The organism is Leifsonia sp. Y878 (assembly GCF_057669685.1).
Window position 1 is genome coordinate 780,951 of the sequence record NZ_JBYHFS010000002.1, and the last position, 11,921, is coordinate 792,871.

11 protein-coding genes are annotated in these 11,921 nt (G+C 64.4%); 7 read left to right on the forward strand and 4 right to left on the reverse strand.

The annotated features are described in order from the left end of the window. Positions 1-2 precede the first annotated feature (2 nt). Complete coding sequence (locus AC25Y4_RS09790) at positions 3-1,589, forward strand: amino acid permease (protein WP_488120199.1); 1,587 nt, start codon at positions 3-5, stop codon at positions 1,587-1,589. Between the two features lie 179 nt (positions 1,590-1,768). Here AC25Y4_RS09790 and AC25Y4_RS09795 read toward each other — a convergent pair whose 3' ends face one another. Then, positions 1,769-2,596, reverse strand: a complete 828-nt coding sequence (locus AC25Y4_RS09795) for a dienelactone hydrolase family protein (RefSeq protein WP_488120200.1) — start codon at positions 2,594-2,596, stop codon at positions 1,769-1,771. A 329-nt stretch (positions 2,597-2,925) separates the two neighbouring features. Between AC25Y4_RS09795 and AC25Y4_RS09800 the strand changes: the two genes are divergently transcribed. Further along, positions 2,926-4,377 carry an aspartate ammonia-lyase gene (locus AC25Y4_RS09800; RefSeq protein ID WP_488120201.1) on the forward strand — a complete coding sequence of 484 codons (1,452 nt, stop codon included), beginning with the start codon at positions 2,926-2,928 and terminating at the stop codon, positions 4,375-4,377. A gap of 75 nt (positions 4,378-4,452) precedes the next feature. Continuing rightward, positions 4,453-5,373 (forward strand): alpha/beta fold hydrolase, encoded by a 921-nt coding sequence (locus AC25Y4_RS09805; RefSeq protein WP_488120202.1) that lies wholly within the window; start codon positions 4,453-4,455, stop codon positions 5,371-5,373. 42 nt (positions 5,374-5,415) lie between these two features. Here AC25Y4_RS09805 and AC25Y4_RS09810 read toward each other — a convergent pair whose 3' ends face one another. After that, positions 5,416-6,177, reverse strand: coding sequence for a glycosyltransferase family 2 protein (locus AC25Y4_RS09810; RefSeq protein ID WP_488120203.1), 762 nt, complete (start codon positions 6,175-6,177; stop codon positions 5,416-5,418). Between the two features lie 148 nt (positions 6,178-6,325). Then, entirely contained in the window at positions 6,326-7,201 is an 876-nt protein-coding gene (locus tag AC25Y4_RS09815) for a fumarylacetoacetate hydrolase family protein (protein WP_488120204.1), read from the reverse strand. Between the two features lie 164 nt (positions 7,202-7,365). Between AC25Y4_RS09815 and gdhA the strand changes: the two genes are divergently transcribed. From gdhA to AC25Y4_RS09835, 4 genes are all read left to right on the forward strand, one after another. Next, complete coding sequence (gene gdhA, locus AC25Y4_RS09820; RefSeq protein ID WP_488120205.1) at positions 7,366-8,727, forward strand: NADP-specific glutamate dehydrogenase; 1,362 nt, start codon at positions 7,366-7,368, stop codon at positions 8,725-8,727. Between the two features lie 84 nt (positions 8,728-8,811). Next, entirely contained in the window at positions 8,812-10,215 is a 1,404-nt protein-coding gene (locus AC25Y4_RS09825) for an FAD-binding oxidoreductase (RefSeq protein WP_488120206.1), read from the forward strand. A gap of 247 nt (positions 10,216-10,462) precedes the next feature. After that, positions 10,463-10,834: an FKBP-type peptidyl-prolyl cis-trans isomerase gene (locus AC25Y4_RS09830; RefSeq protein ID WP_488120207.1), complete on the forward strand. Its 372-nt coding sequence runs from the start codon at positions 10,463-10,465 to the stop codon at positions 10,832-10,834. Between the two features lie 194 nt (positions 10,835-11,028). Next, complete coding sequence (locus AC25Y4_RS09835) at positions 11,029-11,433, forward strand: pilus assembly protein CpaE (RefSeq protein WP_488120208.1); 405 nt, start codon at positions 11,029-11,031, stop codon at positions 11,431-11,433. Positions 11,434-11,489: 56 nt separating this feature from the next. Here the strand turns inward: AC25Y4_RS09835 and AC25Y4_RS09840 are convergent, their stop codons facing one another. After that, on the reverse strand, positions 11,490-11,912 hold the full coding sequence (locus tag AC25Y4_RS09840) for a pyridoxamine 5'-phosphate oxidase family protein (RefSeq protein WP_488120209.1): 423 nt from the start codon (positions 11,910-11,912) through the stop codon (positions 11,490-11,492). Between the last annotated feature and the right edge of the window lie 9 nt (positions 11,913-11,921).

The following is an 11,921-nucleotide window of genomic DNA, read 5'->3' on the forward strand; positions in this document are numbered from 1 at the left end:
AGATGGCAAAGGACACACTGCGGGTGTCGGGCGTGACGTACACGACGGCAGAGCATGGATACTTCGAGAAGCGAAAGCTCAAGCGGTCAGCCGGCGTCTGGGGGCTCTGGGGCCTCGCCGTTGCGGCTGTGATCTCCGGTGACTTCTCCGGATGGAACTTCGGCATCGACTATGCCGGGTTCGGCGGCATGCTGATCGCCTTCGCCCTGTTGATCGTCATGTACTACGGCATGATCTTCTCGATCGGTGAGATGGCCTCTGCCATGCCGCACACCGGGGGAGCGTATTCGTTCTCCCGTGCGGCAATCGGCCCGTGGGGCGGATTCGTGACGGGCCTCGCAGAGACGATTGAATACGTCGCGACGACGGCCGTCATCGTGTTCTTCTCCGCGTCGTATGCCGACGGCATCACCAGCGAGTTGCTCGGCTTCTCGATGCCGGCCTGGATCTGGTGGGTGGTCCTCTACCTCATCTTCATCGCTCTCAATACCGCTGGCGCCGCTATCTCCTTCAAGTTCGCCATCGTCGTCTCCATCATCTCCATCGGCATCCTGCTGGTGTTCTCCGTCATGGCCGCATTCACAGGGCACTTCTCGTGGGACAACTTGTTCAACATCATTCCGGATGCCGGCCAGAGCGCCTTCCTGCCCCACGGCGTGCTGCCCATCCTGTTCGCACTGCCGTTTGCGATGTGGTTCTTCCTCGGTATCGAAGAGCTGCCGTTGGCCGCTGAAGAAGCACACGACCCCGTGAGGGACATCCCGCGCGCCGGCCTGTGGGCTCGCGGCACGCTGATCATCACCGGCCTGCTCGTGCTGTTCCTGAACACCGGAATCCTCGGCGCTGAAGCGACGGGCACCGCCGGAGAGCCGCTGCTTGACGGCTTCAGGGTCATGGTCGGAGACGAGGCTGCTGCCGTGCTGGCACTGTTCGCCCTGATCGGTCTGTTCGCGTCGCTGCAGGGCATCATGTTCGCCTACGGACGCAACATGTACTCGCTGTCACGCGCCGGCTACTACCCGAAGTTCCTCTCCCTCACCGGCAAGCGGCAGACACCGTGGGTGGCACTGGTCGCCGGCGCCGTCATCGGCTTCGTGGCCCTCGTCGTTGTCGATGTGCTCAGCAGCCTGGATGAAGAAGGGGCCGGCGCCGTTGCCGGTGCCATCGTGCTGAACATCGCCGTCTGGGGTGCGGTGCTCGCCTACCTCATGCAGATGATCTCGTTCGTGGTCCTCCGCAGGAAGTACCCGAACGCCAAGCGTCCGTACGTGAGCCCGTGGGGCGTGCCTGGCGCGGTGATCGCCGGCATCCTGTCCGCGGCGATCTTCGTCGGGTTCCTCCTCAATGAGACGTTCCAGCCCGCCATTGTTGCCATCGTCGTCGTCTACGTCGTGATGCTCGTCGGATTCGCGCTCTGGGGTCGCAACCGTCTCATCCTCTCTCCTGAGGAGGAGTACGCGGTGTCCGGCGGTCTGCACGGCGACCCGCAGGCAGACGGCTACGGCGGAGTCATTGAGGAGGAGATCCTCGGGATCGACGGCGTCGACAAGACCGGCGGCGTCGACGACGCAGAACCGGAGAAGGTCTAGCCTCCCAACCGCTGGTTGAGGAGGCCCGCCAGGGCCGTCTCGAAACCCGCGCCCGCTATCGCCCACCGCGCCCGCTACAGCGGGCGCGGTTCGCGGTTATGGGCGCGCCGAACGTACAGGGGGAGAAGTCGCAGCGCCGATGCGCCGATGCGAGGGGCCCGGGCCACGCGCCGCACCGACTACCCGACGCGCACGTGCTCCTGCAGGAAGGACACCATGCGCTCACGGGCGAGCAGTGCAGGGTGGCCGGGTGTCTCGCGCACCTCGTGCGTGAGCACCGAGTGCGCGCGCGGGGAGAAGCCGCTGGCGTTGCCCGGCGACGAATCGAGTTCGATGACCTCGAATGCGTCGCCGAGGCGGGCGCGCAAGCCGGCGAATCGAGCACGGGGCGATGCGGTGTCCTCGCTGAATCGAAGGCCGAGCACGCAGAGATCGCCCACATTGGTTCGCGCGAGGATGCGGTTCATTTCGGCGGCGGACACCCCAGGGTCTGCGCGATGCGCCGCGCTGACCGGGAAGGGCACTGCCGGCTGGCTGACGACGGATGCCAGCACAGAATCGTCGACGGCCGTCGCCAATGCGAAACCACCGGTGAAGCACATGCCGATCACGCCAACACCGGCGCCGGGGGTGCGCCCTGCCAGATCAGCGGCGACGGCGCGCAGGTAGTCGGCAATGGGTCGGTGGGCGTTCGTCGCGAACGCACGGAACTCGGCCGACACGCAGAGGCGTGCGACCACGCCTGTCGTATAGCCCGCGGTTGCCGGGCGGCCAGGCTCGCCGAAAGGCGAGGGAACGACAACGGTGAAACCGGAGTCAACCAGGTGCTCTGCGAGCCCCATTACCTCTGGGGTCATGCCGGGGATCTCAGGGATGAGTACGACGCCTGGTCCGCTGCCCTTCTCGAAGCAGTCGTGGGTGCGGCCAGCCGCGGTGAACGGATGCCGCGACCAGCCGAGGAGATCGGCTTCCGGCGCCCTGGCTGCGGCAGTGTCGTGATCTGTCACGGTGTTCTCCTCGTTGAGGCAATCTCATACTTGGGCTTGATAGTCCCACATTCCCGTCTCCACCGGCCATCAGCACTCGCTGGCGGGTGATCACCTCAGACGAGAGAGTCACGATTTCGCCGTCGAACGGGTGATTTCGTGCGCGGTGGCCCCGGGGTGCGGCAATCCGCTGCGCTGCGGCCCGTTTTCGTGCGTGCATCCCGCGATAGGGTTAAACGTCACGAGCTTCGGCTCATCCCACCGACGGCAATGGAGCCAGTGTGTCAACCAGCGTGTCAGCAACCCCGCCACTTCGATTCGAATCAACGAATTCTGGCCATGGCCAGGGAATGGAGAGCTCGACTGTGGCTCGACCCGGATTCCGCATCGAAAGCGATTCACTCGGACCGCTTGAGGTGCCAGAGGCCGCATATTGGGGCGTGCACACCAAGCGGGCCATGGACAACTTCCCCATCGCCAAGCGCCCCATCTCGGTGTACCCCGACTTCATCGTTGCGCTCGCCTCTGTGAAGCAGGCCTGCGCCCGCGCCAACGAAGAGATCGGTTCGCTCTCCCCGGAGAAGGCAGCCTGGATTGATGCCGCCTGCCAGGACATCATCGATGGGCAGTTCCACGATGAATTCGTCGTCGGCGTGATTCAGGGTGGAGCGGGAACGTCCACCAATATGAACGCCAACGAGGTCATCTGCAACATCGCCCTCGAGCATGCCGGCTACGCCAAGGGTCGCTACGACATCCTGAGCCCGATCGACCACGTGAACCGCAGCCAGTCGACCAACGACACCTACCCGACAGCGATCAAGATCGCCCTGACCTTCTCCCTCCGCCACCTGCTGCGTGAACTCAAGGCGCTGCAGGGATCGTTCTCCGACAAGGCCGTCGAGTTCAACCACATTCTCAAGGTTGGTCGCACCCAGTTGCAGGATGCCGTGCCGATGACACTCGGCCAGGAATTCCACGGCTTCGCCACCACGCTCGGTGAAGACTACGACCGGCTCACAGAGGCCGTGTGGCTGCTCGCGGAGATCAACCTGGGCGCAACGGCCATCGGAACCGGAATCACGGCCGATCCGGGGTACGCGGCTGCCGCTATCCGTCATCTCAATGAGATCACCGGACTGAGCCTCGAGACCGCGCCAGACCTGATCGAATCCACGAGCGACGCCGGTGGGTTCATGTCGTTCAGCGCCAACCTCAAGCGCAGCGCCATCAAGCTGTCTAAGATCTGCAACGACCTGCGTCTGCTGTCCTCCGGCCCCCAGGCCGGCTTCGGCGAGATCAACCTGCCGCCCAAGCAGGCCGGATCCAGCATCATGCCTGGCAAGGTGAACCCGGTGATCCCAGAGGTGGTCAACCAGGTCGCATTCGCCGTTGCCGGCGCTGACGTGACAGTCACCATGGCCGCAGAGGGCGGACAGCTGCAGTTGAACGCGTTCGAGCCCGTGATTGCGCACTCGCTGCTGCAGAGCCTGGCCTGGATGACGCAGGCCATGTGGACGCTCAGGGTCAACTGCGTCGACGGCATCACCGCGAACGAGGACCGCCTCGACGCGATGGTGGGATCCAGTGTCGGCGTCATCACGGCGCTGATTCCGCACATCGGCTACTCGGCCGCAGCTGCTCTCGCGAAGACCGCACTGCTCACCGGTCGAAATGTTGCCGACCTCGTCGTCGAGTCCAAGCTGATGACCAGGGTCGACGTCATGCGGGAACTCGAGCCGGCCAGGCTGTCGGGAGTCACGGTGGCCACACCGACGACCGCGATTCCGATCATCGAGTAGCCAGCACCGAGCTGTTTCGATCGCTGTTGGGGCGGATGCCATGTTCATTCTCCCCGGCAGCGATACGCTGAGCAGGTGTCCATCTGGGAGCAATTCCGACTGAACATCGGTGAGAGCACGCGGGAAGAACTCGCGACGCGTGATGAAACGTTGCCTGACATCGACTGGACGGTGTTTCCGCCTGGCGCCGTGCGATCGATTTTCGCTGCCCCAAGCGGATCGCTCGCCGTCATCTCCCTTGGCAAACCAGAGGCCCCGCGGGTGGTGCTGGTTCCCGGCGTCACTGGCTCGAAGGAAGACTTTGTGCTCCTCGCGCCGCTGCTGGCAAATGCCGGGTATTTCGTGCAGAGCTACGACATGGCCGGTCAATATGAGTCGGCGCTCGCCGGACCGAATGAGCAGGGCCACTACAGCTACGACCTGTTCGTCGACGACCTCGTGGCCTTCCTGGACGAAGGCGCAGCACCCGCGCACGTGCTCGGGTACTCGTTCGCCGGCGTCGTCGCTCAACTGGCCCTCACGAAACGACCGGAGCTGTTCGCCACGCTTGCCCTGCTCAGCGTTCCCCCTCGCTCAGGGCAATCGTTTGCAGGGGTGCGCTGGATCGGTCCGCTCAGCTACGTGATTCCACCGCGTGGCATCGCGAGTCTCCTCGTCTGGGGGATCGTCACCAACAAGAACCGAGTGCCGCCGGGCAGACTCGACCTGGTGCGGATGCGTTTTCAATACACGAGCAGACAGAGCGTGGATGACATCGCCCTGCTCATGAAACAGGTGCCGTTCACCGACAACGCCGTGCGCGCGAGCAGAGTGCCGGCGCTTATCGCTGTCGGTCACCACGATCTGTGGCCCATTGATCTGCATCACGAGTTCGCCGATCGGATCAACGCAGAGTTCCGGGTGTATCCAACCGGGCACAGCCCGTGCGAGACCACTCCGCACCTGCTGGCGTACGACCTCATTGAGCTCTACCGGGGAGCGGCTCCGACCAGCTGAAGCCAGTGTCGACCTAGGCCCCCTGCAGGCCCGGTCGTCGGACTATGCCGCCCGGCGGGCCCGGTCGGACTGCGCCGCAGCGAGGCCCCGTTTCACGGCGGCTCTTCGCCACGGCGTCTCCTCTGGCATGTGCATGGCTAGCGTGCGGTATGCCCATCTGATGCGCCTGCTGAAGCCGCTCCAGGTGCTGAACGGCCTGGCCGAAATCCCCACGCGCAACGACGGCTCGTACACGACGGTCACCGCCGGCCCGAGGTGCAGGCTGAGGTCGAGGTCGTCGTGCACGTCAGGCAGGGTGCGGTGCACCCGGTCGCGTACGTCTCGCCAGACACCCCTGCGCATGGCAAAGTTCGATCCGAAAATCGGGGATTGCGTCAGCCAAAATCCCATGGCGAAGAAGAAGCCACCGATGTAGAGGGTTCCACCCAGCAGCGCGACAAACGCATTGCAGTCATAGAAATCGCCAGGACCGGTGATCACATCGGCCTCCGGCGACAGGGTGAATTCGGCGTCGATGTGCATCAGCCAGTCGACGGGAGGGATCGAATCAGCGTCCAGGCGGGCGATGATGTCGCCACTAGCGGCGTCATATCCAGCGGATGCCGCCGGCCAGATGCCCTGGAGCGGCTCGTAGACAACAGTGGCGCCGGCCGCTCGTGCGACCTCGGCCGTGTCATCCGTTGACGCATTGTCGACCACGATGATCTCGTCGGCCGGCCTGATTTGCTGCGCGAGTGCATCAAGTGCCACGCGGAGCATGCGGGCATCATTCCAGGCGGGTATGACCACGGAGATCTGTGACATGAACCGCCTCCTCCCCACGTGCGGCAGCAGAATGGTTCACAGCCTACGCTTCTGGCCATTCAAAACGGCAGGCTGACGAGCACTCTTCACGCCTTTTCAGGTTGGCGCGATGTGTGCCGGTGCAGCTGCCGGTTCCGCGGGAACCGCCCTAGATCTCGCGGCAGTACGTCGTGAGGTAGCCGATCTTGTCGATCGAGACGGTGACGGTGGAGCCGTCACGCAGGAAAACCTGCGGCTTGCGGCTGTACCCGGCACCTCCTGGGCTACCCGTGGAGATCAGCGTGCCTGGCAGCAATGTCGCGGTGCTCGAGAGGAAGGCGATGAGCTCGGCAACGGTGCGCACCATGTCGCCGCTTGAGGCATCCTGCAGAATGCGACCATCGACGTGGGTGGTCAGCCACAGGTCCTGCGGATCACCGATCTCATCGGCCGTCACGACGATGGGGCCTGTCGGCGTGAAGCCGTCGAACGACTTGCATCTCGACCACTGCGCCTCGGAGAACTGCAGGTCCCTCGCGGTGATGTCGTTGACCACGGTGTATCCGAAGACGTAGTCGAGGGCATTGTGCACAGAGACATTGCGTGCGGCCTTGCCGATGATGACGCCGACCTCGGCCTCGTAGTCGACCTGGGTGGCGAGATCCTTCGGCCAGGTGACCGTCGATTCGTGTCCCGTGAGCGAGTTCGGCCACAGCGAGAACACGGTGGCCGCCGTCTCCGAGCGCAGCTTCAACTCTGAGGAATGGGCGGCGTAGTTGGCGCCGATGGCGATGATCTGCGGCGGACGCAGCACGGCAGAGGCGTATCGCAGCCCGTCGAGTGGCGTCAGGGAGACATTCTGGGCACGCGCATTGTCGACGTGCGCACGCACGCGGTCGTATTCCGTTCCCCCTGCATCGAGGAGCTCCTGCAGGTCGCGCGGCGCGTCTTCCATCACCTCGTCAAGGAAGAGAACCGAGTCTCCAATGGTCACAGCAAGACGTGGGGTGGACTGGCCTTCAACTTTGAGGTGCGCAAATTTCACATTCTTAGGCTAGCGGGCGCTTCTGCACTTGCCACTGCGCGGATATCACAACTGGCACTGTCGGACATTGGAGGTCTGCACGCTCAGGTTGAGCGGCACCCAGTTTGGGGCCGCAGCACGAGGGCTAGTCTGGAAGCTTCCGTTCCCGTCAGGAAGATCCACCTATGAACTCGCTTGACCCTGCAATCCAGCCCATCTTCGACAGCGTTCTCCGACGCAACGCTGGAGAGGTGGAATTTCACCAGGCCGCGCGAGAGGTATTCGAGTCCCTCGGCCGCGTCGTGAACCGGCACCCGCAGTATGCGGAAGCGTCGATCCTGCAGCGCATCTGCGAGCCGGAACGCCAGATCATCTTCCGGGTACCGTGGACCGACGACGCCGGTCGCGTGCAGATCAACCGCGGCTTCCGCGTTGAGTTCAACTCAGCACTCGGCCCGTTCAAGGGCGGGCTCCGCTTCCACCCATCGGTAACGCTCGGCACAGTGAAATTCCTGGGCTTCGAGCAGATCTTCAAGAACGCACTCACTGGCATGCCGATCGGCGGCGGCAAGGGTGGCAGCGACTTCGACCCCAAGGGCAAGTCTGACGCTGAGGTCATGCGCTTCTGCCAGTCGTTCATGACCGAGCTGTACCGTCACATCGGCGAGTACACTGACGTTCCCGCCGGCGACATCGGCGTCGGCGGCCGTGAGATCGGCTACCTGTTCGGCCAGTACAAGCGGATCACCAACCGCTACGAGTCCGGTGTCCTCACCGGCAAGGGTGTCGGCTGGGGCGGATCACGTGCCCGCACGGAGGCCACCGGTTACGGCGCGGTCTTCTTCACGGAGCAGATGCTCGCCACCCGCGGTGAGAACTTCGACGGCAAGCGCGTGCTGGTCTCCGGATCGGGCAACGTCGCCATCTACGCCATCGAGAAAGTGCACCAGCTCGGTGGCACCGTCGTGGCCTGCTCCGATTCGTCCGGCGTCGTCTACGACAAGGACGGCATCGACGTCGAGCTGCTGCGTGAGATCAAGGAAAACCGTCGCGGTCGCCTCGCCGACTACGCGGAGCTGCGCGGCACGGCATCTGAATACCGTGCAGCAGGCAACATCTGGTCCATCGCGGCAGAGACGGCCATCCACGTTGCGCTGCCGTGCGCCACGCAGAATGAGCTGCACGCCGACGACGCTGCCGTGTTGGTCGCGAATGGTGTGAGCGCTGTCGCTGAAGGTGCCAACATGCCGTGCACACCGGATGCCGTCCGCATCCTCGTCGAGGGTGGCGTGCTGTTCGCGCCGGGCAAGGCGGCCAACGCTGGTGGGGTTGCCACCTCTGCCCTGGAGATGCAGCAGAACGCATCGCGGGATTCCTGGACTTTCGAGCACACGGAAGCACGTCTGGCCGAGATCATGCGCGGAATCCACGAGAGCTGCGCCCAGACGGCTGAAGAGTATGGCGAGCCGGGAAACTACGTGCTCGGGGCCAACATCTCAGGGTTCACCCGCGTGGCCGATGCCATGCTCGCCCAGGGCGTCATCTAGATAGCGTCCGCCCCGTAGCGTCCTCCCGGTAAGAGGGCGTCACGCGTCGGGGGAGACCTGCTGGCGCAGTGTAATTTAGCGATTATGTCTGCTCTTCTCCTCTCCCGTCTCGTCGCCGAACTCGGGAGCATTGTCAGCACCGATCCACACGAACGTGCGGCCAGCCGGGTCGATCGATCCGGCTGGGTCGCCGACGGCACGCCGATTGCGCTCGTCCACGCTCGCTCGATCGAGGACGTGCAGGCCACGCTGCGCATCGCAACAGAGTTCAGGGTTCCTGTCGTCACACGCGGCAGCGGAACCGGGCTCGCCGGCGGCGCCTGCGGCGGCGAGGGCTCCATCGTCTTGAGCGTTGCCGGCATGAACCGGATCCTCGAAATCAGGCCGGAAGACGAGCTTGCCGTCGTCGAGCCGGGGGTCATCAACCAAAACCTGAACGATGCGCTCGCCGAACACGGACTGTGGTTCGCGCCAGATCCGGCCAGCAAGGCCATCGCCAGCGTCGGCGGCAACATCGCGACGAACGCCGGGGGCTTATTGTGCGCCAAATACGGCGTCACCAGGGAAGCCGTGCTCGGCTTGAAGGTGGTGCTGGCCGACGGCCGCCTGCTCGAAATGGGTCATCGAACCGTCAAGGGCGTCACCGGTTACGACCTCACCGCCCTGATGACGGGTTCAGAGGGCACGCTCGGCGTCATCGTCGAGGCGACGGTACGCACGCGACGAATCGTGCAGGGCGTCACCATGACCATCGGCGCAGTGTTCCCCGATGTGACGACAGCGGCGGCGGCATCCGCTCGACTCATCGCTGAGGGTGTGCAACCTGCCGTCATGGAACTCCTCGACCCGATGGCGCTCACCACCATCGCCGCCTACCTCGATGATGCGGGCACGGCCGGACTGCCGATCAACGAAGGCGCGTTCCTGCTGGTTCAAACGGATGGCGTCGCAGCTGTCGCAGAGGCCGAGCTGGCCATGGAAATCCTCGCCGCGAGCGGCGGCACCGCTCGCCTGTCGACGGATGCCGCAGAGGGGGAGCGGTTGCTCGCGATTCGCCGGTCATTTCACCCGGCGCTCGTCGCACTCGGTGAGGTTCTCATCGAGGATGTCAGCGTGCCCCGCTCACGCATGGCGGAGATGTTCGCGGCGATCGACGAGATCAGCACGCGCACCGGCATCCTCATCCCCACCGTCGCGCACGCCGGCGACGGAAACCTGCACCCGAACTTCGTGATCAAGGCCGACCCCGACCGCGCCGTCGATGCTCCGCTCGTACCCGACGCCGTCTGGGATGCGGCCAGCGAACTCTTCCACGCGGCGCTGGCACTCGGCGGCACGCTCACGGGAGAGCACGGCGTCGGCATCCTGAAGAAGCGCTGGCTCGCCGAAGAACTGGGCGACACCAGCTATGAACTGCAGCGTCAGCTGAAGGCCGTGTTCGATCCGCTCGGCATCCTGAACCCCGAGACGATGTTCGACCGCGTGTAGCCCCGCCCCGGCGGTTGAGGAGCGACCGAGGAACGAGGCCGCGTCTCGAAACCGTCCGCGAGCCCGACATCTCCCTTACCCGACATCGCCCTTAACGGGAAGAACTCGCCGCCCGGTGGTGTGGCACTGCCTACGACTCTCCCGGGTCAACGAGTTCATCTGTTAACAGCCTGCACCCGGGCATCCGTTCGCGCAAGGAGGAATTTTCGGTTGTGCGAACTGGGCGAGAATCCGCTTGGATGGATACATGACTGATTTGAATTCAAAGCCAGAACTTGACGCACCAGATGGCCCGGCGCCCGAGGCCCTCGAGATCGTTGACATCGTTGTGGGAGACGGCGAAGAAGCGACGCCAGGCGCGACGGTAGACGTGCACTACCTGGGCGTCGAGTACGACTCCGGTGAGGAGTTCGACTCGTCGTGGGGTCGCGGCCAGTCCATCAACTTCCCGCTTGACCGCCTGATCGCCGGATGGCAGCAGGGCATTCCGGGCATGAAGGTCGGCGGCCGTCGCAAGCTCATCGTCCCGCCGCACCTGGCATACGGACCCGCAGGCTCAGGACACCACCTGAGCGGCCAGACGCTGATCTTCGTGATCGACCTGCTGGGCGTCAGCTAACCACTCGACCTGTTTCACGCACACGGCGTGGCCACGGATGCCGACGGCACTCGTGACCACGCCGTTGTGCTGTGCGGGCTCACGACGGCGTCTGGCCACCGTGGCGCGGCGCACGTCGGCACGCGGCTGATCGCGCTGCAGGCATCTCCGTGCCCGCTCTTCCATTCCGCGTCGGACGGTGCAAATAATGGGGGATGATTTCCACCGAATTGGCCCGCGAGCTGCGGCTGCTCGGAGTGGTGTGGCATCCGCTGTCTGGGGATGCCTTCCGCATTGAGCGCGCCGAGCTGGAGGGCGACGTCTTCACCGTCAGCGACATGACGATCGAGCCGCACGTGTTCGACACGGGCACGATCCTGGGATTCAACGGCACAACGGAGTGGGCGCTCGATTCGCTCGCCCTCGAGGATGCGCTCTGGCTGCCGAGGGAAGACCAGCTCAGAGAGCTTCTCGGATCGAGTTTTCGCGCACTGCGACGGCTGGCGGATGACCGCTTCGAAGTCGATGTGCAGCACGATGACACGGTCTCAGTCTGCGAGGCATCCAGCCCGGCCGACGCCTACGCGGTCGCGCTGCTGTCGGTACTGGTCCTGCGGTAGGCAAGCGAGCGGGCGACTGACGGTTTACCCCGCAGCCCACTCCTCGCGCTCCTGGATTAGTACCGTTCAGGCTCAGGGCCGAGCTCGAACCTGCGCCCAGAGATCTCAGTCGGGGTGATCTCCACGAAGATGTACTTCAGGGTGGGGATCAGCGGCTGCAAGGGAAGTGCGTTGACAGAGTCGATCTCCGACTGCTTCTCGATAATGCGCGCCGTACCCTTCACGACGACGCTCCAGGCCTGGTCGTTGCCGACGCCGTCTGCCTCGAATGCCACGCGCTGGTTCACCACCAGGGAGAGCAGCTTGGTGCCCTCAGCTGTCCGAAAGTACAACTTGCGGTCTGCCGTGACGAAGTTGACCGGGTAAATCTCGGGTTCGCCGGCAACGGCGACGCCCAGACGTCCGAGGCTGGTCGACAACAACGTGTCCCAGCATTCGTCGGCGGAGAGTACTTCTACGGGTCCCTCGTCGTTAGCCATGCTTCATCG